Origin of the sequence: Campylobacter ureolyticus, from assembly GCF_013372225.1 — a bacterium.
GTDB lineage: Bacteria > Campylobacterota > Campylobacteria > Campylobacterales > Campylobacteraceae > Campylobacter_B > Campylobacter_B ureolyticus.
The window spans coordinates 959463-984437 of record NZ_CP053832.1; the positions used below are offsets into that span (position 1 = coordinate 959463).

The 24975-nt window shown below is 28.6% G+C and carries 27 protein-coding genes; 9 read left to right on the forward strand and 18 right to left on the reverse strand.

The genetic code is table 11. The features are described from left to right. Positions 1–14: 14 nt before the first annotated feature. Positions 15–1037 (reverse strand): ketol-acid reductoisomerase, encoded by a 1023-nt coding sequence (ilvC, locus tag CURT_RS04875; protein WP_018713123.1) that lies wholly within the window; start codon positions 1035–1037, stop codon positions 15–17. A 91-nt stretch (positions 1038–1128) separates the two neighbouring features. Between ilvC and CURT_RS04880 the strand changes: the two genes are divergently transcribed. From CURT_RS04880 to CURT_RS04905, 6 genes are all read left to right on the forward strand, one after another. Further along, positions 1129–3057, forward strand: a complete 1929-nt coding sequence (locus tag CURT_RS04880) for an RNB domain-containing ribonuclease (protein ID WP_018713124.1) — start codon at positions 1129–1131, stop codon at positions 3055–3057. Further along, positions 3050–4030, forward strand: coding sequence for a hypothetical protein (locus CURT_RS04885; protein ID WP_018713125.1), 981 nt, complete (start codon positions 3050–3052; stop codon positions 4028–4030). Before CURT_RS04880 ends, CURT_RS04885 begins: the two co-directional genes overlap by 8 nt. Before the next feature lie 104 nt (positions 4031–4134). Beyond that, complete coding sequence (rpsF, locus tag CURT_RS04890; protein WP_018713126.1) at positions 4135–4560, forward strand: 30S ribosomal protein S6; 426 nt, start codon at positions 4135–4137, stop codon at positions 4558–4560. A gap of 11 nt (positions 4561–4571) precedes the next feature. Further along, a complete protein-coding gene (locus CURT_RS04895; protein WP_018713127.1) occupies positions 4572–5150 on the forward strand; it encodes a single-stranded DNA-binding protein in 579 nt (192 codons plus the stop codon). Between the two features lie 25 nt (positions 5151–5175). Then, on the forward strand, positions 5176–5436 hold the full coding sequence (rpsR, locus tag CURT_RS04900) for a 30S ribosomal protein S18 (protein ID WP_018713128.1): 261 nt from the start codon (positions 5176–5178) through the stop codon (positions 5434–5436). A gap of 61 nt (positions 5437–5497) precedes the next feature. Then, entirely contained in the window at positions 5498–6094 is a 597-nt protein-coding gene (locus tag CURT_RS04905) for a hypothetical protein (protein WP_154646919.1), read from the forward strand. Positions 6095–6144: 50 nt separating this feature from the next. Here the strand turns inward: CURT_RS04905 and CURT_RS04910 are convergent, their stop codons facing one another. Further along, positions 6145–7545, reverse strand: coding sequence for a replicative DNA helicase (locus CURT_RS04910; RefSeq protein ID WP_373567158.1), 1401 nt, complete (start codon positions 7543–7545; stop codon positions 6145–6147). A gap of 16 nt (positions 7546–7561) precedes the next feature. After that, entirely contained in the window at positions 7562–8644 is a 1083-nt protein-coding gene (gene ispG, locus CURT_RS04915) for a flavodoxin-dependent (E)-4-hydroxy-3-methylbut-2-enyl-diphosphate synthase (RefSeq protein WP_018713131.1), read from the reverse strand. 160 nt (positions 8645–8804) lie between these two features. Between ispG and CURT_RS04920 the strand changes: the two genes are divergently transcribed. Further along, positions 8805–9059 carry a hypothetical protein gene (locus tag CURT_RS04920; RefSeq protein ID WP_018713132.1) on the forward strand — a complete coding sequence of 85 codons (255 nt, stop codon included), beginning with the start codon at positions 8805–8807 and terminating at the stop codon, positions 9057–9059. Here CURT_RS04920 and thiD read toward each other — a convergent pair. Next, a complete protein-coding gene (gene thiD / locus CURT_RS04925; RefSeq protein ID WP_018713133.1) occupies positions 9025–9810 on the reverse strand; it encodes a bifunctional hydroxymethylpyrimidine kinase/phosphomethylpyrimidine kinase in 786 nt (261 codons plus the stop codon). The genes CURT_RS04920 and thiD overlap by 35 nt on opposite strands. Positions 9811–10026: 216 nt before the next feature. Between thiD and CURT_RS04930 the strand changes: the two genes are divergently transcribed. Further along, complete coding sequence (locus CURT_RS04930) at positions 10027–10707, forward strand: helix-turn-helix domain-containing protein (protein WP_018713134.1); 681 nt, start codon at positions 10027–10029, stop codon at positions 10705–10707. 7 nt (positions 10708–10714) lie between these two features. On the opposite strand, the gene CURT_RS04935 is transcribed toward CURT_RS04930, so the two are convergent. Continuing rightward, positions 10715–11443 carry a DUF4230 domain-containing protein gene (locus CURT_RS04935; protein ID WP_018713135.1) on the reverse strand — a complete coding sequence of 243 codons (729 nt, stop codon included), beginning with the start codon at positions 11441–11443 and terminating at the stop codon, positions 10715–10717. A gap of 12 nt (positions 11444–11455) precedes the next feature. After that, a complete protein-coding gene (gene ilvA, locus CURT_RS04940; protein WP_018713136.1) occupies positions 11456–12667 on the reverse strand; it encodes a threonine ammonia-lyase in 1212 nt (403 codons plus the stop codon). Between the two features lie 113 nt (positions 12668–12780). Between ilvA and CURT_RS04945 the strand changes: the two genes are divergently transcribed. After that, complete coding sequence (locus CURT_RS04945) at positions 12781–15084, forward strand: AAA family ATPase (protein ID WP_018713137.1); 2304 nt, start codon at positions 12781–12783, stop codon at positions 15082–15084. 42 nt (positions 15085–15126) lie between these two features. Here CURT_RS04945 and CURT_RS04950 read toward each other — a convergent pair whose 3' ends face one another. The 12 genes from CURT_RS04950 to CURT_RS05005 all read right to left on the reverse strand — a co-directional run bounded on the left by CURT_RS04950 (position 15127) and on the right by CURT_RS05005 (position 24912). Continuing rightward, on the reverse strand, positions 15127–15444 hold the full coding sequence (locus CURT_RS04950) for a DUF4298 domain-containing protein (protein ID WP_018713138.1): 318 nt from the start codon (positions 15442–15444) through the stop codon (positions 15127–15129). Between the two features lie 3 nt (positions 15445–15447). Next, on the reverse strand, positions 15448–15615 hold the full coding sequence (locus CURT_RS04955) for a hypothetical protein (RefSeq protein ID WP_018713139.1): 168 nt from the start codon (positions 15613–15615) through the stop codon (positions 15448–15450). Between the two features lie 2 nt (positions 15616–15617). Then, positions 15618–16616 carry an ACR3 family arsenite efflux transporter gene (gene arsB / locus CURT_RS04960; protein ID WP_456298359.1) on the reverse strand — a complete coding sequence of 333 codons (999 nt, stop codon included), beginning with the start codon at positions 16614–16616 and terminating at the stop codon, positions 15618–15620. Positions 16617–16751: 135 nt separating this feature from the next. Further along, on the reverse strand, positions 16752–17105 hold the full coding sequence (locus CURT_RS04965) for an ArsR/SmtB family transcription factor (RefSeq protein ID WP_309137736.1): 354 nt from the start codon (positions 17103–17105) through the stop codon (positions 16752–16754). A gap of 256 nt (positions 17106–17361) precedes the next feature. Continuing rightward, complete coding sequence (locus CURT_RS04970; RefSeq protein ID WP_012108217.1) at positions 17362–17679, reverse strand: DUF4298 domain-containing protein; 318 nt, start codon at positions 17677–17679, stop codon at positions 17362–17364. 35 nt (positions 17680–17714) lie between these two features. Then, positions 17715–18869, reverse strand: coding sequence for a restriction endonuclease subunit S (locus CURT_RS04975; protein ID WP_018713142.1), 1155 nt, complete (start codon positions 18867–18869; stop codon positions 17715–17717). A 59-nt stretch (positions 18870–18928) separates the two neighbouring features. Then, positions 18929–20965, reverse strand: coding sequence for an HsdM family class I SAM-dependent methyltransferase (locus CURT_RS04980; RefSeq protein ID WP_018713143.1), 2037 nt, complete (start codon positions 20963–20965; stop codon positions 18929–18931). Beyond that, the gene (locus CURT_RS04985; protein WP_018713144.1) at positions 20937–21383 is read right to left on the reverse strand and encodes a CoA-binding protein; all 447 of its coding nucleotides are present in this window, start codon (positions 21381–21383) and stop codon (positions 20937–20939) included. Before CURT_RS04985 ends, CURT_RS04980 begins: the two co-directional genes overlap by 29 nt. Further along, positions 21383–21871 (reverse strand): prolyl-tRNA synthetase associated domain-containing protein, encoded by a 489-nt coding sequence (locus CURT_RS04990; RefSeq protein ID WP_018713145.1) that lies wholly within the window; start codon positions 21869–21871, stop codon positions 21383–21385. The genes CURT_RS04985 and CURT_RS04990 overlap by 1 nt, the downstream gene beginning before the upstream one ends. Beyond that, positions 21871–22968 (reverse strand): tRNA (uridine(54)-C5)-methyltransferase TrmA, encoded by a 1098-nt coding sequence (trmA, locus tag CURT_RS04995; protein ID WP_018713146.1) that lies wholly within the window; start codon positions 22966–22968, stop codon positions 21871–21873. Before trmA ends, CURT_RS04990 begins: the two co-directional genes overlap by 1 nt. Further along, entirely contained in the window at positions 22968–23723 is a 756-nt protein-coding gene (locus CURT_RS05000; protein WP_018713147.1) for an SDR family NAD(P)-dependent oxidoreductase, read from the reverse strand. Before CURT_RS05000 ends, trmA begins: the two co-directional genes overlap by 1 nt. Then, on the reverse strand, positions 23716–24912 hold the full coding sequence (locus tag CURT_RS05005; protein ID WP_018713148.1) for an ankyrin repeat domain-containing protein: 1197 nt from the start codon (positions 24910–24912) through the stop codon (positions 23716–23718). Before CURT_RS05005 ends, CURT_RS05000 begins: the two co-directional genes overlap by 8 nt. Positions 24913–24975 lie beyond the last annotated feature (63 nt).

Genomic DNA, 24975 nt, shown 5'->3' on the forward strand with positions numbered 1-24975 from the left:
TTTTAAACTATTTTTTAGTTTTTATCTTTATCGATAATTTTATTTTGAGATATCCAAGGCATCATATCTCTTAGCTCTTTACCTGTTTTTTCTATTAAAGAGTTTTTCATATTAAGCCTTTGAGCATTCATTTTAGTATATCCAGACTTTCTTTCTAAAATAAAGTCTTTTGCAAATGAGCCATCTTGGATATTTTTAAGTATTTCTTTCATAGCCTTTCTAGTATCATCGGTTACTACTTTTGGACCACTTACATAATCTCCATATTCAGCAGTATTTGATATAGAATATCTCATATCTGCAATCCCGCCTTGGTAAATTAAATCTATTATAAGTTTCATCTCATGCAAGCATTCAAAATACGCCATTTCAGGCTCATATCCAGCTTCAACTAATGTTTCAAAACCAGCTTGGATAAGTGATGTTACACCACCACATAAAACTGCTTGTTCGCCAAATAAATCAGTTTCGGTTTCATCTTTAAAAGTTGTCTCAATAATCGCAGTTCTACCTCCGCCTATTGCGCATGCATAACTAAGAGCTAGCTCTTTTGCTTGACCACTATCATCTTGAGAAACTGCTATCAAATCAGGAATTCCACCACCTTTTACAAACTCACTTCTTACAGTGTGACCAGGTGCTTTTGGAGCTATCATAACGCAATCAACGCCTTTTGGAGGAACTATTTGACCAAAATGTATATTAAAACCATGACCAAAAGCAATTGTATCGCCTTCATTTAAATTTGGTCTGATTTCTGAGTAAAAGATATCTGATTGAAGCTCATCAGGAGTTAAAATCATTATGAAATCAGCTTCTTTTGTAGCATCTGCAACACTCATAACCTTAAAGCCTTTTGCTTCTGCTTTTTTCCAGCTTCCGCCACCCTCTCTAAGACCAACGATAACTTGAACACCGCTATCTCTTAAGTTTTCTGCATGAGCGTGACCTTGACTTCCAAAGCCAATCATCGCAACTCTTTTGCTTCTAATCAAATTTAAATCACAATCTTTATCATAATAAACATTTATTGCCATATAACATTCCTTTAAAAAAATTTAGGGTATTATACTAAAAATGAACCTAAAAAGTTCTGAAGAGATAAAAATTTATTAAAAAGGCGTGATTTTGAAACTATTTTTAGAACAACTTTTAAAAGGAATTCCAAAAAATGAGTTAAACTCAAAGCAAACTGAGTTAATTAGAAATTTTAAAATGCTAAATGCTGTAAATTTATACAAAGATCACTACTTTTTAAATGATGGATTTATTTGTGGAAAGCTTGATATTTCGCTAAAAGGAACTGGTTTTATAAAAGTTTTTGATAAGAAATTTATAAAAGATATTTTAGTTGAAAATAAAGATATTCAAGGTGCAAAGCAAGGAGATATAGTTTTAGCAAAACTTAAAAAATCTAAAAAATCAAGACAAAAAGCTAAAATTTTAATGATGATAGAACCAGCCTTTGCAACAAGCGTGGTCTATACTAAAAAAATCGGCAAAGAAATTTTAGGTGTAAATATAAAAAGCGGGCTTACTTCAAAGCTAAAAGCAACTCAAAAATCCCTTAAAACTTTGCCTCTTGGAACACTTTTAAAGATAGATAATAAAACCGATGAAATTGTAGAGGTTTTGGGAAGTATAGATGATGTTTGGGTTGATGAAAAAATCTCACTTGCCCTATATGATAAAAACGATACTTTTTCAAGTACTTGCGAAAATGAAGCAAAAAGTTATGGTGATTTAGTGGATAAATCGATGTATCCAAATAGAGTTGATTTGACAAATTTAAACTTTTGTACGATTGATCCAATTGATGCAAAAGACTTTGATGATGCTGTTTATTTTGATAGTAAAAATAGAACTTTATATGTAGCAATAGCTGATGTAAGCGAGTATGTAGCATCCTACTCAGCCATTGATAAAGAGGCTAAATTTAGAGGATTTTCTATCTATTTTCCACATAAAAGTGTGCCAATGTTGCCAAGAAATTTAAGTGAAAATATCTGCTCTTTAAAACCAAATTTAGATCGTCTTTCATTTTGCTTTAAAATAACTTTGGATGAAAATTTTAGTGCTATAAAAGAAGAACTTTTTAAGGCTATAATTAACTCAAAAGTAAGATTTAACTACGATGAAGTTGATGAAATTTTAAAAACAAAAAAATATGAAAATAAAGATATCTTAAATATGCTTTTAAATTTGCATAAAACAACTTTAAATTTAAGAAAAATAAGGCTAAAAAAAGGGTTTGATTTTAACACAAAAGAACTTAGAATAACACTTGATGAAGATGGAAATTTAAAATCAACTAGATTTGAAACATCAACTCCAAGCCATGATTTAATAGAAGATTGCATGTTATTAGCAAATCAAGCTGCTGCCAAAAGAATAGAAAAAGGAATTTTTAGAAATCACGCAGCAATAGATAATAAAAAAATAGAATTTTTACTAATGGATTTAGCAAGCATTGGAATTGATGCAAAATTTGATAAAAACATAGTAAAGATGGTTTCAAATATACAAAATATAGCTGATGAGATGAAAATACGAGAAGAAGTTGATAAACTTATCATTAAAGCTCAAAAAAAAGCCGAATACGCCCCACTTCCAGAAGGGCATTTTGGTCTTGGTTTTGATGATTATACCCATTTTACAAGTCCAATTAGGCGTTATAGTGATCTTATTTTACACAGACTTTTAAAAGCTGATTTAGAAAATGATGAAAAATTAATTAATTATTTGCTTTTAAATATTGATGAAACCTGCATTAGCTTGAATAAACTTGAAAGAGAAGCCGATAAAGTTGCGTATGATTTTATAGATCGCAAATTTGCGAGATGGGCAGTAGAAAATATCGGGCAAAATTTTATTTGCTATGTAGATGAAAACACAAACATAACAACCGCAAGACTTGATGATAAGCTAAAAGGAGCTAGGATTTTTATCACAAATTATACTTGTGATGTCCTTACAAAAGTACTTGTTAAAATCACCGATGCTGATATAATATCTGCTAAAATTTATGGAAGAGTGGTAAAAAAACTAGATGTATAAAAGAGAATTTGATAGTTTAATAGCTTCAAAAAAAGCTCCAAATTTCTTTTTAATCAGAGGAAATGACGAGTTTTTAAATGCATTTTGCGCCAAACAGCTAATAAATTTATGGAATAGTGAAAATGTTTTAGAGCAGTACTTTGAAGAGTATAATTTTAACGAGGCCATGAGTTTTTTAGAGCCATCACTGTTTAGTGATAAAAATATTATATACATTAAAAATGACAAAACCACATCAACAAAAGAGATAAAAGAAATTATTGAAAAATGTAAAAAAGATGAAAATAACTATGTTTTATATGAGATTTACGAATGCGGTAACAGATTAAATAATGATTTTTTAAAAGCTTTTGGAACAAATTTTTTAAGAGTTTTTAAACCAAATTCCCAAAACGAAGCTTTACAAATTTTAACTCAAATTTCTCAAATTTTAAAACTTTTCCCAAACAGCATAGCGTTACTTGAAATTTACAAAATACACAATGAAAATTTAAGCCTTTGTGTAGCTGAACTTAAAAAATTTAAAAGTTTAAATTTAGAGCTAAATTTAGAAAACGTAAAAGAAAATGTTTTTGGTCTAAGTGAAGTTAGTTTTGAAGATCTTTTTGAAAAAATTATAAATTTAAAAGATTTTAGAGATGATTTTTTTATCTACACGCAAAGTGGATCTTACAATGAAAGTGAACTTATAGGCTATTTTTACTCATCAATTTTTAGGATTTTTAGCATACATACTTTTATAAAAATAAATGGAAAAATTGATTTTAAAGAAGTTTTAGGATATTTGCCACCAATGCAAATTCAAAACAACCTAAAAACCTTAGCACTTCAATTTAGCACTGAAAAATTTAAAGAAATGTTTATTTCCCTAAATAAGACAGAATATAGCCTAAAAACAAAGACAAATATTAATAAAACTTATCTTCTTTTATCTGGACTTTTGGAATTTCAAAGAATATTGTCTAAAAAATAATGAAACTTTAAGCAAATAATTAGTAAAATCGTAAGTTGCTTAGTGCAATCCTTGCTTGTAGCCTTTAAAAGTGTCTATAAGCTATAAAACCATAAGGAGAATTTATGAAACATTACGAGGTTTTATTCATCTTAAAGCCAACGCTTACAGAAGATGAGATAAAAGAAAGAGTTGATTTTGTTAAAGAAATCATTACAAAAAATGGTGGCGAAGTTGCTTCTGTTATCGAAATGGGTGCTAGAAAACTAGCTTATACAATCGATAAATACGAAAGAGGAGTTTATTTTGTTATATACTTCACAGCTCCAACATCACTAATCGAAGAACTTGTTAGAAATTTAAGATACAATGAAGATGTTATTAGATTTTTAACTGTTAAATATGAGAATAAAAAAGAAATTGCTGCATGGGAAAAATTAAGCAAAGGTATTAAATTTTCACCTGCAAAAACTCAAAGAAAACCAAGAAAACCAAGAGTTGAAGAAAATATAGAAGCCTCACAAAAAGAAGAGGAAGAAGTACAAGAGTAAAAGGATAGATTATGTTTAATAAAGTAATATTAGTAGGCAACCTTACAAGAGATATCGAATTAAGATATATAAACACAGGTTCAGCATTAGGTAGAACAGGCATAGCCGTAAATAGAAAATATACTGTAAATGGTGAAAAAAAAGAAGAAGTTTGCTTTATAGATATTACTTTTTGGGGGAAACTTGCTGAGATAGCAAACCAATATCTTAGGAAAGGTAGTCAAGTTTTAGTCGAGGGAAGACTTATGTTTGAAACTTGGCAAGATCAAAATGGTCAAAACAGAAGCAGACATAGCATAACGGTTGAAAATATGCAAATGCTTGGTGGAGGATCAAACCAAAATAGTTCTCACCAACAAAATAGTGGATATGGTCAAAATAACTATCAACAAAATAGTGGTGGTTATGGACAAAACAACTATCAGCAAAATTTCAAACCAAACAATAATCCTTACCAAAAACAACAATCACCTCAAAACAAAAATTTTCAACAAGATCAAAATAATTTTAATGATGATGGTTATGAAAATATACCAGATGTTAATATTGATGATATGGGGATGGATGGCGACGATGAGTTGCCGTTTTAAAATATAATTAATAAAGGAAAAAAATATGGCAGAAAAAAGAAAATATGCAAGAAAATATTGCAGATATACAGAAGCAAAAATTGAGTTTGTAGACTATAAAGATACACAACTTTTAAAATATTGTCTATCAGAAAGATTTAAAATTATGCCAAGAAGGCTAACAGGAACATCAAAAAGATATCAAGAAATGGTTGAAAAAGCTATAAAAAGAGCAAGACATGCAGCACTTATCCCTTATATAGTTGATAGAGAAAATGTTGCTGTAAATCCATTCGAAATTTTATAATTTCACTTAAATTTTCCGGTTTTGAGCCGGAAAATTTTATCTTTTATTCTATCTCATATTTATGTTTTTTTATTCTCTGTATTCTAAATTTAAATACTGGTGGATAAATAACTATATCTATCTTATATTTTATTATAGACCTATGTTTGGCAAATCAAGTATTTTTAAAATTTTATTGTATTTCACTACCACAATGATTACAATTCTTTCAATTTCTTTTATAGTTGTTTCTATGGAAGCAATTTTAATGTATAACCCAAAACCAATTGAAAAACTAAATAAAAAAACTGGAATAATACAAGATTATCATTTTAATCTAAAAAATAGTAGAGGCTATTTGTATCTTAAAACTTTTGATAATAATCTAATAAAATTTACTATTAGAACTGATGATAAAAAAATATATGAAAAACTTAAATCTAAAAAAATAATAGTTTATAGTAGCAATAACGTTTTTATCAATTATATTCAACAAATTGAAGATGAAAATAAAACTATTTATAAAAAATATGATTATGAAGCTGAACTAAATTCCATCGATGTAGATATAAAAATTATAAAAACAGCTATTTTTTTCATAATTATTTCAGTGATTTTAATATTTATCACAAATTTAAAAGGTCCAAAGCCAAAAAATTTTAAAAAATATTTGCATTAATAAAATAGCAAAATTAAGTATCTAAATTTCGCTATTTTAAATTTCTAAAATCACTCAGATATTTTAAACTCGGTTTCACTAATTGGACTTGTACTTGCGTCAATAAATCTTGTATAATTTTGTTGAAAAGCAACTTCCACAGTTCCTAAAGCACCGTTTCTATTTTTTCCTACTATTATCTCAGCTTTTTCCTCATTCACATTTTTTACAAATTTTGGCTCATAGTCTTCTATAGCTTTTCCACTATTTAACCAGTTTTCTTTTCTTTCATCTTCTTCTATTTGCGCATAGTGATCGCCCCTATAAACAAACAAAATAATATCGGCATCTTGCTCTATGGATCCACTTTCTCTCAAATCACTTAGCATTGGTCGTTTATTTGCCCTACTTTCTAAACCTCTATTAAGTTGTGAAAGTGCAATAACTGGTAGTTTAAGTTCCCTTGCAAGAAGTTTTAATCCTCTTGAAATTTCTGCAATTTGTAAATGTCTTTCAGTAAAACTACTACTACTCATCATTAAGCCGATATAGTCAATAACACACAAACTTATCTCTTCATGTTTTGATTTTAATTTTCTAAGTTGGGTTCGTATTTGGTGGATATTTACATATGAGTTATCGTAAACAAAAAGCTTTTTACTCATCATATAATCACACGCATCACCAAAACGACTAAGCTCATCATCATCCATTTTTCCAGTTAATATGTTTGATAAAGGAACTGAAGTTTTTGCACTTATCATTCTCATCATCAAATGACTTGCTGGCATTTCTAAAGAGAAAAATACAACTCCTTTATCAATATCAAGAGTATGCTGTATAACATTTAGTGCAAAAGCTGTTTTTCCCATACCAGGACGAGCAGCAATAATGATAAGCTCTCCTTCTTTAAAGCCTTTTGTATATTCATTTAGATACCTAAAGCCGGTATCAAGTCCGACAATTTCTTTGCCTTCGTTTTCTTTTTGCTTTTTTATTTCTTCTAAGAGCTCATTAACTATTTGTGTAGATTCTTTTATTTCAGCACCACTTGTATTTTCAACTAAAGCGTATAATTTAGAGCTTATCTCATCAACCATATCTTTTGAGTTGCTATCTTCGTTTACTTTTTGGGGTATTTTGTGAGCAATTTTAACCAATGCTCTTTTTATGCTTTTTTCTTTTAATTCTTTTGCATATTTTACTATATCAATAATGGAATTTGTTGCTAAAATTTCATTATAAATTTGTTCATTATATTTATTTTCAAGCCTTTTTTTAATAAACGCACTATCTATTGGCTCGTCATTATTAATACAATCTAAAATAGCTTTAAAAACATCCCCATGTTGTTTTTGATAAAAATCACCCTCATTTATTATTCCATAAATTTCACTAAGACCATCTTCGTTGTATAAAATAGAACTTAAAATCGCTCTTTCCATATCCAAATCATACAAATTTGAAGGTATTAAAGCTTCAATATTTTTATTCGCCACGTTTTTTTACCTCGTCTTCAACTTCTTCTAAAAATTTCTCAACTAGCCTATCCTCTTTTAGTTTTGCTACAACTTCACCTCTTCTCATAACTAAGCCCTGCCCTTTACCAAAAGCTATTGCCACATCAGCACCTTTTGCTTCACCAATAGCATTTACAACACATCCCATAACTGATATATTTAAAGGTGTTTTTATATGCTTTGTTTTTTCTTCTACTATTTTTACAGCTTTTACTAAATCACTTTGAAGCCTGCCACAAGTTGGGCAACTTATGATATTTACTCCACTTCTTTGAACACCTGAGTCTTGAAGTATGGCTTTTGCAACCTTAATCTCTTCTTCAAGCTCTCCTGTAATACTAACTCTTAAAGTATCGCCAATACCCTCAAGCAAAAGCCCTCCAAGTGCAATAGCGCTTTTTATAGTTGCATGAAAAGTAGTTCCTGCTTCTGTAACACCTAGATGAAACGGATAATCGCACTTATTTCTAAGCTTTCTATAAGCTTGCATTGTATTAAAAACATCACTACTTTTTAAAGAAATCGCAATATCTCTAAAATCAAAATCTTCTAAAAGCTTAAAGTTATGCTCAGCCGAAGCTATCATCCCCTCAACTGTTCTTCCATATTTTTTTTCAAACTCTTCTTCTAGGCTTCCTGAATTTACACCTATTCTAATTGGCAAATTCCTTTGTTTACACGCATCAACTACGGCTTTTATGCGTTCCTTACCTCCGATATTTCCAGGATTTATCCTTATAGCATCAACAAATGGCGCAACTCTTAAAGCGTGTTTATAGTTAAAGTGAATATCAGCAATGACTGGAAGCGGACTTTTTTCTTTAATTTCTTGTAAAGCAGTTGCATCTTCAACACTTAAAACAGCACATCTTACGATATCACATCCAGCAAAATAAAGTCTATTAATTTGCTCGAGTGTAGCTTTTACATTATGTGTTTTTGAAAATGTCATAGACTGAACGCTAATCTTAGCATCGCCTCCAACTGCTACATTTCCAACATATAATTTTTTAGTTTTATATCTTTTATAAAATTCACTATTTTCTAACATAAATTTCCTTATGAGTTTAAAAATGTATTTTACTATAAAAGTGTTTAAAGGTTTATTTATTAAAAATTTTTGAATTATTTTTTATGATAAAAAACTAAATTTACAAAAAATTATATAAAATTTTATATAATAATATAATTAAAAATTTTAAAGGTTAAGCGTGATAAAAAAAATTATAATTATGTTTTTTTGCTGTTTTTTAACCCAAATTTTTGCCAATGAAAAATGTGACAAAACAGATGATATTGTAAATTTAAATGAACTCTTTGGAAAAACTTGCTCTATAGAAAATTCAAACAAAAAAAGTATGGAAATAAGTAATAAAAAAGATGCAAATATCGCTAAAAAGAGCGAAAAACTCGCTCAAAATGAAGGAAATTTTAGTAAAACTGATAAAAGTGATTTATTGGATTAAAACCTTTTCCTATTTTAAATGATTTTTCTATCGCATCAAATACATAATTTTTAGCACAAATTACTGAATTTTTAAGATCTTTGCCGTTGGCTAAATTTGAAGCAATAGCACTTGATAGAGAACAACCTGAACCGTGAGTATCATCAGTTTTAATTCTTTTTGTATTAAGTGGCAAAATCTCTTTTCCATCATAAAAAACATCAAGTGATTTACCATCATAATCACCAAATTTTAAATAAACACTTTTGCTTCCAAAATCAAGCAATTTTTTAGCTGAATTTAGTGCATCTTCATAAGTTTTAATTTCGTTTTTAAGTATAACTTGTGCTTCAAATTTATTAGGTGTTATGATAGTTGCAAGTGGAAAAAGCTCTTTTACAATGTACTCTTTTGCCTCTCCTTCGAGCCAAATATCACCATTTTTACACGCCATAACAGGATCAAGCACAACAGGAGGTAGATTTTTTATCTCACGCAAAGTTTTAGCAACCTCTTTTATAATTTCCACACTTGGTACAACGCCTATTTTTATAGCACTAACTTCTATATCATCAAAAATTGCTTTTATGCCATCACTTATCATTTTTGGACTTATTAACTCCATTCCAAAAATACCTTTTGTGTTTTGTGCCGTTGTAGAAGTAGCAACTCCCATGGCATAAACTTCGTGAGCTATAAATACTTTTAAATCAGCTATTAATCCAGCTCCACCGCTTGGATCAATCCCTGCTATACTTAAAACATTTTTCATAAAATTTTCCTTTTTTATATAAAATTAGGCATAATTATATCAAGTTATTTAAAATTACTGACAATGTTTTATAGAATAAATTTTAAAAAATCATAAACTATAAAGAATGTTTATTATAGAATAATTATAGAATAAATTTATTATAAATTCATTTTTTAGCTTTTGATTAGCTTAATTGTAGTAGAATATAAGAAATCAAATAAAGGATTAAAAATTTTGAATAAATTTAAAAATTTAAATTTAATGCTTGCAACAAAAGATAAAGAACTCATTTTAAAAGCTAAAAACTCAATTAAACTATTTAAAAATCTATATATACAAGATTGTGAAAGTTTTATAAGTGCGTATTTAAACTCAAATGTAGCAATTGATTTAATAGTACTTGATTTAGATGATTGTGGTGATATTGACCTAAGTTCTATTATGTATATTCATCCAAATCAACAATTTATATTTTTAGCTTCAAAAAGACAAATTTATCTTAAATTTTTAGAAAATTTTAAAGGTGGAAAGTCAGCTGTTTTGTTTAAGCCAATTAAATTTAGTGCAATTTTAGATAACTTGCTTTTAATGTTAAAAAATAAAGACCAAAAAGAAGAAAATTTACTAAATTTAACTAATGAAATAAGCATAAATTTAAAAAAAGAAAAAATTTATCAAAACGGTGAAGAGATTTTTTTAACTCCGATGATGCATAAACTCATACTTTTACTTTGTGCAAATTTAAATAACTTAGTAACTTTTGAAATGATAGAAAGTTCAGTTTATGAAAGTGTGCCAAACTCTCGCATAGTTGTGCAAAATTTAGTTGGAAATTTAAAAAGAAAATTTAATCTTGATATAAAAAGCATATATGCAAAAGGGTATGTTTTAAAAAGTCTTGAGGAGCAATCATAGATAAAAGTTATTTTTTATCTATGATAAATTTTTGTTTTAGCTCATTTCCAAGCTCTATATTGCTATCTTTAACATCAACTTTTTCTATATTTTTATCTGTAAATTCTAAACTCACATTTCCAGCGCCAAAACTTTTTGCTAAAGTTTTTATCGTGTCAGTCGCAGAGCTATGAATTTTAACACCAAGATCATTAATTATTTGAACGGACATATTTTTAATCTCATCTTTTGCTTCGCCTATTAATTTGTTTTTTTCACTCTCATCAAAGCTTGGTCCAAATAAAGAATTTAGTGAATCAGGAAGTAAAAAAGGCATAAATTTAGAGTTTTTTTCATCATAAATTTTCATATCAGTTATTGAAAATTTATATTTGCAAGGTGGCATAATTACTTTAAAATCATTATTGCCTAAATTTTCTATCTTAAAATCTTTGCTTTTTAAATCATATATAAAATCTATCTCAAACTCAAAAATAACTGCAATTTGCTTTTTTGTCATTGTCCAGCCCAATACGCTATCCCAAAGCCCACTAAATGGGCTATTTTTCTTAGTAACTATCTCTTTTGAGTAAATTTTAAAAACATTAAGTTCGCCAACACTTTTAAGCTTTACAATCTCAGTAGAAATATCGACAGATGGCTTTTCATTAACTTTTTTTAGTTTTTTGTTTTGTTTAAAAAGTATAAAAATAACTATGCCTAAAACTAAAATTATTATCAAAGTTAAAAAATCCATCTTAAAATCCTTTTAAAAAATCTTTTTAAAAATATACCCATTTGAGTTTAATACTTCGCAAACTTCATCTTGATGAGCCTTGCCTTTTGTCTCAAGCGTGATAGTAATAACCGCATCACCATAATCAATCTGAGTTGAGAATCTATCATAATCAATCTTAACAATATTTGCATTTGCACTTTTTAAAGCTAAAGTAAGCCCCATCAAAGCACCAGGCTTATCAACAAGTGTAACACTGACTGCCATCTTTCTATGAGATTTTATAAGACCTTTTTCAATAATTATATTAAGCATTTGAACATCGATATTTCCACCACTTAAAATAATGCCAATTTTTGAATTTTTAGGATATTTGAATTTTGAACTCATTAACGCTGCAACTCCAACTGCTCCAGCGCCCTCAACAACTATTTTTTGGCTTTCAAGTAAAAATAAAATCGCATTTGCTATCTCTTCATCATCGACTTGAACAAACTCATCAACATTTTCTAAAATATGTTTTAAAGTAATAGGACTCGCATCTCTAACGCTTATGCCATCGGCAATTGTTTTTACGCTTTTTGAATTTACTACCTTTTTAGCTTTAAAGCTATTATACATAGCAGGAGCGCCCTTTGCACCAACTGCAATTATTTTAATATTTGGGTTAATTTGTTTTGCACAACTTGCAACTCCACTTATTAGCCCACCTCCACCAACAGGAGCTACTATATAGTCTAAATCAGGCACTGCATCAAGCATCTCAAGAGCAGTTGTACCTTGCCCTGCTTGAACAAAAATATTATCAAAAGGGTGCACAAAAGTTAAAGAGTGCTCTTTTGCATATTCATTTGCATATTCATACGCTTCATCAAAATTATCACCTTTTAAAATAACTTCCGCACCTAAAGCCCTTGTGCCACTTACTTTTAAAAGTGGTGTTGCTTCTGGCATAACGATAACTGCACGAATCCCAAACTCTCTTGCGCTAATTGCAACGCCTTGGGCGTGATTTCCAGCACTTGCAGCAATTACACCTTTTGCTTTTTCTTCTTGGCTTAAATTTGAAATCATATTATAAGCACCGCGAATTTTATAAGCACCTGTTTTTTGTAAATTTTCTTCTTTTAAAAAAACATTAGTGTTATAATTTTTGCTAAGCTTGTTAGAAACAGCAAATGGGGTTTCATCTACAAATCCCGATATTGTTCGTTTTGCTTGGATTATTTTATTTAAATCAACCATAAAATTCCTTGTTTTAGACTTTAAAAGTTTTATTATATCAAAATTTGCGTTTTGCAGTGTTAAAATATTTAGATATTACAATTATAAGATATAATTGTAAAAAAGGATAAACATTGATAAAAAAAATAAATATTCTAAACTGTGGTTCTTATAAAAATTACTATTGGCAAAATAACTTATGTGAATTTAAAAATATAAACATACTTTATGGATACAATGGCTCTGGCAAAACAACTCTTTCAAGGATTATGAGAAGTTTTGAGCTAAAAGAAATACATTACGACTATCAAGATATGAAATTTGAATTAGACTTAGACGAGAACAAACTTAATCAAAATGATATTAAAAATGAAAATTTAAATATACGAGTTTTTAACAAAGATTTTATAAATGACAATCTAAATTTTTTAATAAATGGGAAAAGCAATGGAAATATCAGATCTTTTTCTAGTACAATTTTAGGACAGGAAAATCAAAAAATTATCAAAGATATAGAAATATTTCAAAGCAAACTAAACGATATAGAAAATATAATCAAACAAGAAAAAGAGAATAAATCTAAAAGTGAGCAAGATTTAAATAAAATAGAAAAAGAAGTCAGTGATAAATTAACAAGCAAAGCAAAAGATATAAAAACAAAATTAAGGATATCGAATAGCTATAACAAAACAAATATTTCAAATGATATAAAGCAAATTAAAGAAAATTTTACATCTTACAGACTTTCAGACGAAGATATCAATAAATATAAAAATATCTTGAAAGATGAGGAAAAAGAGAATTTGGATTATAATTTAAAATTTGATAAAAACGAATTTGCTAATTTATACAAGTCTTCAAAAGAAATAATAGAAACTAACTTAATTCAAAAAATAGAAATAGAGAATAATCTTAGAAAATGGCTAGAAGAAGGGCTTAATCATCACAGCCATGAAAAAGAGGTTCAAAAATGTAAATTTTGCGACAATGAGCTTTCAAAAGATCGTATAAAATGGCTTTTAGAAAATTTGAAAGATGATAAAAAAGAAAATTTATCGAAAAATTTATCATACCATATTGAATTAATCTATAATTTCCAAGAAAAAATAAAACATATTAAATCTTATTTGGAAATAGATTTATTCAAGCTCTATTCTGATCTAAGAGATGATTTTAAAAATTGCACAACTACAATAACAAAAGAAATAGATGATTTGCTATCCGCAACAGACAAAATAAGCTCAAATTTAAAAGATAAATCGGAAAATTTATACAAAAATATAGAAATTTATAAATTTGTTGATAACTCAGAAGAAATAAATACTTTATTGCAAAATATAAAAGAATTATTTGATAAAAACAATAAAAAAACACAAAATTTAAAAAACGATAAAGAAGAAGCTAATAATCAACTAAAATTTAATATTATTGCTAATTTTTTAGAAGAAAGTGATTTTTTAAATAAAGAAAAAGAAAAAACCAATCTACAAGAAAACATATCACAAAAAGAAGAAGAAATAAAAGAAAAAGAAGTGCAAAAAGAAAAAATTAATGATGAAATAGATAAATTAAAATCATCAATTAGTAGCGAGGAAGCAGGAGCTGAAAAAATAAATGAGTATTTAAAATCATATTTTGGTTATGATATACTAAAATTTAAACCTGTAAAAAACAATAAATCAGAATTTCAAATTTATAGGAATGAAATTCCAGCAAGTAATCTTAGCGAAGGAGAATGCAGTCTTTTAGCATTTTGCTATTTCATAGCAAAACTAAATGACAATGACATTACTAACGAAAATACAATTATTTGGATAGATGATCCAATTTCTAGCTTGGACTCAAATCACATATTTTTTATATTTTCACTAATAAAAAATGAATTGTTTGATGATAAAAAATTAAAATACAATCAGCTTTTTATCTCAACTCATAATTTAGATTTTTTAAAATATTTAAAAACATTTGAAAAAGATAAAAAAGGAAATAAGCAATATTATTGTATAGAAAAATTAGAAAATAAAAGCACTATAAAAGAAATGCCAAAATTTATTAAATATTACACAACAGAATTTAACTATCTTTTTGAACAAATTTATAATTTTAAAAACATAGACGACATAACCGATGAAGAATTAAAAACATCTATAATTTATAATTTTGGAAATAATTTAAGAAAATTTTTAGAAGTTTTTTTATTTTTTAAATTTCCAACAAAAGAAGATTTAAACACAAAATTAGATAAATATTTTAATAAAATAGAAGCTACTTTAATCAATAGATATATGAATGAATATTCTCATTTGAAAGAAATTATAGAAAGATGTGTAAGACCAATAGATATACCAGAAGCTAAAAAAATTGCAGAATTTATTTTAAAAACAATGGAAAGTAAAGATAAAGAGCAATATGATGCCCTTTGTGAAAGTATAAATTAAAATATGAATTAATAATAAAAATATTATGAAAAAAGATATATATTATGCTCTTAACATTTTTGTTGCTATTTCTATCATCTCAATGGCGCTTTCTTTATAATCAATCATCATATTATAAATTTCATCTTCGCTTAAAACTGCCCTTTTTAGATCTGTTGGGATCTCCCCTTTTCTATCGGCTTCCAAGTCATCATTTCTTTGCTTACCGTAGTAATAGTCCATAAGCTTTTGATACTCTTTTAAAGACTTTTTTAATGTTTTTAAAAGCTTGTTTAATTTATCTAAAGTATCTATTTGAAACTCTAAATTTTTCTCAAAAACAGTTATGTGAGCGAATTTTTCTTCGTTTAAATTTTTCATTTTTTATCCTTTATATTTTAAATTTAACGCCCTGCTTACTTCATAGATGAAAAATTGCAAACTTCCTCCAAGTTTTGAAGTCATATCAAAACCAAGATTTGTTAATATTTCTCCTATCAATTCATTGAGCCATTTCATACCTAGAATTTGATCTTGAATAAAACTCCACATATCTAACCTCTATAAGATTCTTTATTTTCTAAAAACCAGCGTTTTGTATTATTAGCAATTTTTACTAAAAATAACATAACCGGTACTTCAGTAAGAACACCTACAGTGCAAGCTAATGCAACTGGTGAATGTATCCCAAATATTGCTATTGCAACAGCTACAGATAATTCAAAGAAATTTGAAGCTCCAATCATGCCTGCTGGTGCAGCTATTTTAAAAGGTAAATCTACTTTTTTGCTCAACGCATACGCTATAGTAAAAATTAGGAATGTTTGAAGGGTAAGTGGAATAGCTATCAATAAAATATGAAATGGGTTTTCTAAAATTATATTTGCTTGTGAGCTAAATATAATTATTAGGGTTAATAATAGTCCAACTGTTGTAGTTCCGTCAAATTTACTTGAAAATTGTTTTTCAAAATAATCCTTTCCTCTTTTATCAATTACTTTTTTCCTTGTGATGGCACCTCCTAATAATGGAATAGTCACAAATAAAAACACACTAATAAATAATGTGCTATATGGTACTACAACATTAGACACACCTAATAAAAACTTCACTATAGGTACAAAAGCAAGTAAAATAATTAAATCATTTGTGGCTACTTGAACCACAGTGTAAGCAGGGTCACCCTTTGTAAGAGTCGACCACACAAAAACCATAGCAGTACATGGCGCAGCCCCGAGCAAAACAGCTCCAGCTAAATAATCATTAGCCAAATCATTAGGAATGATATTTTTAAATATAATAAAGAAAAACAAATAAGCTATTCCAAACATAGTAAATGGTTTTATTAGCCAATTAACAGCCCATGTTACAAATAGACCTTTTGGATTTTCTCTAACTTTTTTAATACTTTGAAAATCTACTTTTATCATCATTGGATAAATCATAATCCAAATTAATATTGCTATCGGCACAGATATACCTGCAATTTGCATTTTACTTAAAGCAGATGGGATTATAGGTATATATTTTCCTATAAGTACACCCACAATCATGCAAAATAATACCCATAAGCTCAGGCATTTTTGAAATACATTAATTCCATTATTCTTATTTTTTACCATAGTTTTTCTATCTCTTTCTTTTAGTATAGATATATTTAAATATTTCTATGTATAATGCAGAAAAATTTACTTTTTCCAAGTGTGGCAAATACATTCATCTCCGCTATCAAATATTTCCTTTAAGCCAGATTGTATCTTCTTTAAAATCTTTTTATTGGCAATATAATATATGTTTTTTCCTTCTCTTCGACTAATAACTAGATTAGCATCTTCTAATCTTTTCATATCATTAGATAGTGTTGGTTGTGTTATATCAAATTTCTCTAATATCTCACAAGCACAAAGCTCATCGCAAGATAACATATCTATAATTTCTAATCGTTTTGGATCACTCAAAACTTTTAATTTTTTTGATATCTCTATATATTTATTTTTCATGTAAACCTCATTGATATTTTCACGTATAATTATACCAATCATATAGAAGATTGTCAATATGTTTTTTAATCTCTTAAAGTAATTTTTTTTACATACAGATACAGACAATTTATATCTATAAACTGGTTTTTATATATCAAAATTTGCCAATCTTAATCGTATATAACTTTACTTGCTAAATTTGAAATTATTTTATAGATAATTTCAAATTTATTTTGTATTCATATCAAATTTATTTTGTAAATTTAAAACTTTATTGTAGCAAAATTTAAACTTCAAAGCATATCTTGCTTTTATTTTAGGCTCTTAACATTTTTGTTGCTATTTCTATCATCTCAATGGCGCTCTCTCTATAGTCAATCATCATATTATAAATTTCATCTTCGCTTAAAACTGCTCTTTTTAGATCGGTTGGGATCTCGCCTTTTCTATCGGCCTCTAAGTCATCGTTTCTTTGCTTGCCGTAGTAATAGTCCATAAGCTTTTGATACTCTTTTAAAGACTTTTTTAATGTTTTTAAAAGCTTGTTTAATTTCTCTAAAGTATCTATTTGAAACTCTAAATTTTTCTCAAACACAGTTATGTGAGCGAATTTTTCTTCGTTTGAAATTTTCATTTTTTATCCTTTATATTTTAAATTTAACGCCCTGCTTACTTCGTTTCGCAGGGCGTTTTAATACATTTTTTAGTTAAACTTATCTTTTCATCTGCAAAATCCACAACATCTTTTATAACCAATTTCTCAATGGCTTTTATAAAATTTTGCATAAATTTATAATTTATTTCGCCGTTTTGGACTGGAAGTTGGATTTTTTCATTTTTTACCCTATTCCAAGTAGCCTTAAATTCATAACAATATTTTAACTTGATAGATTTTTCAATTGCACAAGCAAAATAAAATAATGTTTGTCTTGTATCTTTTCTTTTTGTTGCTTTTATTAAATATGCATCCCATAAAATTCCAGTTTTTTGTGGTTGTGGATAAACATCACCAGTAGCAACAGCACCATTTTGAACAATATCAATCGTCATTTCAACAAAAGGAAAAATGCTTTCTTTTCCATAAAACATAATCCCATTATTTCCGTGTTTTGCATTTACCAAAGGAAGTGAATATATTTCATCTTGAATTTGTGATGTATCACTGCTTTTATCAAATTTTGCTTTTTTAAGCCCAGCTTTTTTATATAAATCACCAATTTTAAACTCACCCAACTCTAAATTTTCAAAATCTTTTAGTGCCTGTTTTTCATCGGTTGTAAGATTATAGTCTTTTAAATTTGTTGTTATTAGATAAGCCTCAAGCTCGGCGATACGCTGAGCCTCAAGCTCGGCGATACGCTGAGCCTCAAGCTCGGCGATAAAGTCCTCCATAAATTTAAAATCAATATTTTCTAAATCGTCTCCTAAATTTTCATCTTTTATTGGGAGTTTGATTTTGTCGTCTTTAACCCTATTCCAACCAGATTTATTATTCCAATTGTATTTTCCAATTATTTTATTTATAGCACCAACTATAAACAAATAATGATTATTTGATATTTTATTTGGTTTGCATATAAAATCTATGGCATAGGCGTCTTGTAAAATTGTAAATTCTCCACTTTGAAAAAATGCAATTCCATCTCCATTTGCAGAAAGTGATATCACATTTTTTAAAATTGTAGCCTCACTCTTGGGAACATAACAATTTAAGCCTTGGTTTTGACTACCAGCAGTCAAAGCAGGTATGAAGCCTTTTTGAGGATTTTTTAGCAATTCTGAGGCTTTATAGTTTAATTTTTTAGTATTTAATTTTTCAAACAAATCCCCAACTCTGAATTCTCCCCACTTAACGGCGTTTAATTTATCATTAAGTGGGGAAGCTATTTTCCCAAGCAGTCCTTGTTTTTAAGCAAATTTGAAACTTCAAAAGCAAGATAGTCAGCCACTGTTTTTTTAAAGTCATCTAAACTTGGTCTTGTATCGATAGGCGCACTTTGATTCCAGTCATCGCCTTTGTTTGGATCGATATGTCCTTCGTAATACTCTTTTTCAGTGAAAATTTCAAGCTTTGTTTTGCCAAATCTTACCAAATTTACAAGCTCGGCGTAGCGACCTTTTGCGTTGTTGCTATCAACTAAATTTGTGCTTGATTTTTTGCGATTCGTCCTTGTGTAGCCGTCATCTGAAAAATCTATAAATTTAACAACTTCATCTTTGTGATGAGCTTCGCCAACTTTAAAAACATAAATGTAAGTTTGCACGCTTGATTTGCCGACAAAAAGATCTATTGGCATTTTGATACTTGCAAGAAGTGTGTTGTTTTTTAAAATTTCTTTGTTTTCATCTACTGCTTTTCCACTACCTGCTGAGCTTTGTATGATAATAGCTGCGTAGCCGCTTTTCATCATCGAAAGGGCTTTTTGCACAAAAATCATACCACAACCCTTAGCAGAATATGGCGGATTTAGCACAAAAGCAGTAGCAGGAAATTTTTCGTTTGTATTGCCAAAACCATAATCTCCACTGAAATTTAAAAGTGAGTCTTTATTTAAGATATTTGATGAGCCATCACCCATCATTATCATATTTAAAATCGCAAGCATATAGATACTTGAAAGCACTTCAAGACCTAAAAGTTGATTTGCTTTGATGCTAGCTTCTTTTTGTCTAAACTCATCTGGGCTTTTTAAGTGTTTTTTTGCGTCATTTATCATCTCATTCATAGCCGCTACCAAAAGCCCTGCACTTCCTGTGGCAAAGTCCCAAACATAAGAGTTGCGATCAACTCTTGCAAGTTTTACTAGAAGTTTTGCGATATATGAAGGCGTAAGAACTACATCGTTTAGCTTATCTTGTGTAAATCCAAGCCAAGAATACATTTCATTAAAAAGCTTTCCTGTAAAATCCGTAGTAAGTCCGATTTTGTAATAAATCCCTAAATCATCGACTATTTTTGTAAAAACTCTTTTAAGTTGGCTTTCGCCGTTGTGAGGTTTGTTTATATTTTCGGTAGTAAGCGTATTTGCAAGAGTTCGAATGATTAGATCTTTTTTATCTTTTGGGAGGTTTTTTGTGCTTAAAAAAGCATTGATTTTTCTAAGAATTATATCACCATCGGTATTACCTTGCTCAGTTGATGACTCTAGATCTTCTTTTTCAAGCGGACTAACTTTTCCTGCAACACCCAAAGTCGACATAATCGAAGCGGCAACTAGATAAACTCTATCATTTTCGCCTAAACCTTTTTCGTTTTGATAAATGTCATTATTTAGCTTTATAAGACTTGTGTTAATTTCAGCTTCTCTTTGACTTTTAAGCTTTTCAAGTTCGCTTTGGCTTAATGTAAGCTCTTTTATCTTTTCTATGAAGTTGTCAAAATTTTCTTTTTTGAGAAATGAAAAGTCACTAAACTCACCTACCTTTTGCCCTATTCCGAAATTTTCCTTTGAGACATAATAAACAGCTATTTCGTGCTTTAACTCATCAAATTCATCTTTGTAGCCAGTCATCCCGATAGCAATAATCTCACTATAACTTGTATAGTGCAAAATAGCATTTGCATAATGCACAGCTCCATTTAAAGCATAAGAGTTGATGTTTTTAAAATTTGGCTTATTTTTGGCAGTTTTATTTTCGACATTGCCGTAATTATCAAGCTTTATTAACTTATCTTTGTAGCCTTTATACTCTATCAAAATGGGATAAAATTTCATCTCCTTATCTTGTAAAAGAAGCTTTGCATCGGGTATATTTCCACCATCGCCACCATTTTTAGAGTAATACTCGTTTAAGGCTTTATCGATTTCATTATTTAGACTTTCTTGCTTGAGTTTATAATCAAGCTTATAACTTTTAAGCCAGCCATTTCCAAGATTTTCGATATTTGGCTCAACGGATTGATTTTTTCTTTTTACCATTTTTATCCTTTATAAAATTTTTAATTCTTTCAAATTCTTTTAAAAATTCTTGCATTATGCATTTATCTTCTATGAAATTTATGCCGTGATTTTGAGCTATGAATTTAGCTTTTTTATTTTTTATGCCAAGTTGAAGCCAAAGAGTTTTTATATTTTTATTAATTACTTCACTTATCAAAACTTCGGCGTATTCGCTTTTTCTAAACATTAGAACGATGTCTATTTTATCCCTAATTTCGCCTAAATTTCTGTAAACTTTCTCATCTAAAATTTCATCAAATTTTGGATAAATTGGATAAATTTTATAGCCATTTTCCTTCATAAATTTACTAACATAATGACTTGGTTTGCTTTCATCAGGGCTTAGTCCAACAACTGCAATGGTTTTAGAGTTAATTAAGATTTCTTTTATACTCATTATAAATTTACAACACTTATTTTATTTCCGTGATTTTTTATGATTTTTACTAAATCATCAGTTTTTAGCCAAATTGTCGCGGTGTTATCGTTTGGATGGACGCCGATGATGTGATTTTCAAGCATAAATTCGCTATCTAAAAAGCACTCAACTTTATTGTTTTTATCATTTAAAATTCCAAAAGGAGTAACTGAGCCAGGGGTCAAATTTAAAATTTCAAAAAGCTCGTCTGGTGTGGCAAAAGATAGCCTTTTAGTTTTAAATTTATCGCTAAATTCTTTTAAATTAACTCTTTTATCTCCTAAAACTGTTATTAAATAGTAATTTTGCTTTTTCCTGTCTTTTAAAAACAGATTTTTAGATTGTCTATTTGGATATTTTAAACTCTCATCGTCAAGTTCGCCCATACTAAAAACTGCTTTGTGATTATCGAGTTTAAATTTAACGCCGATATTTTTTAAAAATTTATAAATTTCATCCTTTTTCACTACTTTACCTTTTTAAGCATAACTCCGCATTCAATGTGCTTTGTGTGTGGAAACTGGTCAAATATAGCAAAATTTACAACTTTGTGAGTTTTGCAAAGCTCGTTTAAATTTTGTCTTAAAGTTAGAGGATTGCACGAAATATAAATGATATTTTCATAATTTTTTATAAAATTTATAACCTTCCCACTAAGTCCAGCTCGTGGTGGATCAACTAAAATATGACTAATCTCAAAAGCTTTTAAATCCACATCTTTAAGGCGGTTAAATTTAACGCCCTTAAATGCACTCATCAAATCATCGCTATCCATTCGCAAAAACTCAATGTTTAAAGCGCCGTTTAACTCGCAGTTTTTAAGGGCATTTTTTATAGCGTTTTTATTTATTTCATTTGCTAAAACTTGGCGAAAATTAAAGCTTAAAGGAATTGTAAAATTTCCATAACCACAATACATTTCTAATAAATCTTTAGGATTTTCAATCACATCTAAAGCCCAAGTTATCATCTTTTCATTGACATTTTTATTTGGCTGGATAAATGCAGAACTTTCAAAAGTATATTTAAACTCACGCCCATTTATAAACAAACTTTCGCTTAAATTTTCACTTCCAAAAACAAGCTTTTTGCCCCTACTTCTTGCTATCAAATTTACGCCTAAATTTTGACTTAAATTTGATAACTCATTTTGAATTTCTAAAATATTTCTATGATATAATAAAATCACTAAAATATCATTTTTAGTGGCGATAAATTCCACTCCAAAAACTTTAAATTTAAGCTTTTCACTATTTTTTAACTCATTTAAAAGTAAAGGCATCAAATTTGAAATTTTACCGTCAACTTTTTTGCACTCATTTATCTTTAAATGACGCTCATTTAAGCCATTCATCGTATAAAAAAGCTCATTTCCTTCGTGGTAAAGTCCAAACTCAGCTCTTATTCTATAACCAGTTTTAGGCGATGAAAAAAATTTAAATTCGCCACTATAAACATCCTTAAAAAGCTCAGTAATAAACTCTTTTTTATATGAAATCTGCTCATCATAAGGCAAGTTTAAGGTACAACTTCCACACTCACCTAAATGCTTGCAAAACCCCACTAATTAACTCTTTCGTGGAAAAATCCAGCCCAAGTTTGATTTGTCGTCATAACTTCAAGGCTATTTATATTCACATTTTTTGGTAAAATCGCACAACTATAAATAATCTCGGCGATATTATCAGCTGTTATAAACTGGGTATTTTCATATACTTTATCAGCTTTTTGTTTATCTCCTTTAAATCTAACAAGGCTAAATTCAGTTTTGCAAAGACCTGGCTCTATATTTGTAACTCTTATGCCACTTCCTCTTATATCATTTCTTAAATTCAAACTAAACTGCTTTATAAAAGCTTTTGTTCCGCCATAAACATTTGAGCCTTGATAGCTCCAATTTCCAGCAACTGAACCGATATTAAAAATATATCCACCTTTATTGATTAACGGTAAAACCGCCTTTGTGATGTATAGAACGCCCTTTATATTTGTATCAACCATAGTTTCTAAATCGTCCATTTTTGCATCACCAAATTTATCCTGCCCCAAAGCAAGTCCAGCGTTATTTACTAAAATTTCAATATTTCTAAACTCATCTGGCAAGTTATCAATAGCCTTAAAAATAGCTTCTTTATCTCTAACATCAGCACAAATTGTGTGGGCTTTAACGCCCATTTTTAAAATATCATCTTTTAGTTTTTTTAGTCTTTCTTCTCTTCTTCCAAGTAGTATTACATCATAGCCATTTTTTGCAAATTTCAAAGCCGTAGCCTTTCCAAAACCTGATGTTGCACCTGTGATAAATATAACTTTATTCATAATATCCTCCTAAAAAATCAGTTTGTTTAATCCCCAAACTCTCAAAATATCTTAAAACTTCTATGTCTTTATTTTGAGCTGCCCAATCAGCCACGTTGTAGCCTAAATCATCGATTTCATCAATGCTTGCACCACTTTGAACTAAAAATTTAACGATATTTAAATTTGAATATTTTGCAGCGTGCATTAAAACGCTTTTTGAAGTGTGATTTAAAGCACAAAGGCTAAATGGTAAAGTTCCACTTGAACTAAGTGCTGTTTTTTCATAGTTTGAGATGATTTTTGAATTTATGTTTGCTCCACTTTTAACTAAAAACTTAACTAAATTTTCATCATTTAACTCACAAGCATAAAAAAGTAAAGTTTTTCCAAAGCTGTTTTTATAGCCTATTTTAGCACCATTTTTAACCAAAATTTTAAAAATTTCCATATTTTTAAGAGCGTAAAAAAGGCTGTTTTCATGTCCAGTGTTTAAATTTGCGCCCCATTTTATTAAAGTTTGTATAAATTGTGTATCTTTATCCAATAAAATAGCAGTTTTTAAAGCATTAGTTAGTTCATTCCCCGATGGTTTGTAAGTATAAAGATAATTTATTAATAAATTTATATCAAATTTGCTATTTAATAAAGCTTTGTTTAATGCATCAATTTGGTAATTTTTATGACTTCCAACAGCTGCTTTTAGATACTCATTTGCCACGCGTGAGGCATAAAATATCGCACTTCCTTCATCGTAATTTTTTTTATAATAATCCACAAGCATCGGAACTGCAACTTGATAAAGCGAGTTAAAAAGATCAAATTTTTCTTTATTATCAAAACTTTGCAAAGCCCAAATTTGAAAATATTGTCTATTTTGATTTACTTCTAAATCGCTTGAGTTTGCATCTTTTAAAGTTGTTTTATAAATTTCAGGTGCGATTAAAGCTTTGTAGATATCAAACTGAAAATCTTGCCAAAAGCTAATAGCTTCTCTTCCATCACAATCTATATCAAGCCCTCTAATTTTGGCACTTACTTCTCTTAATGGTTCTAAAGATTTAGCCATATAAAAGCAATCTTCATCTTTTAAAAATTTATCTTTATTTGAAGAATTTAAAAAAAACTCACTAGGATTTTTTTCGATCTCTTCGCAAATGTTTGCACTCAAAAAAGCACAAAAAAAAGCTAAAACTAAAAATTTTTTCATAAAAACTCCAAATTTAAGATAAGTTATTTTACCTAAATTTAAATGAAATTTAGGTAAAAAGTC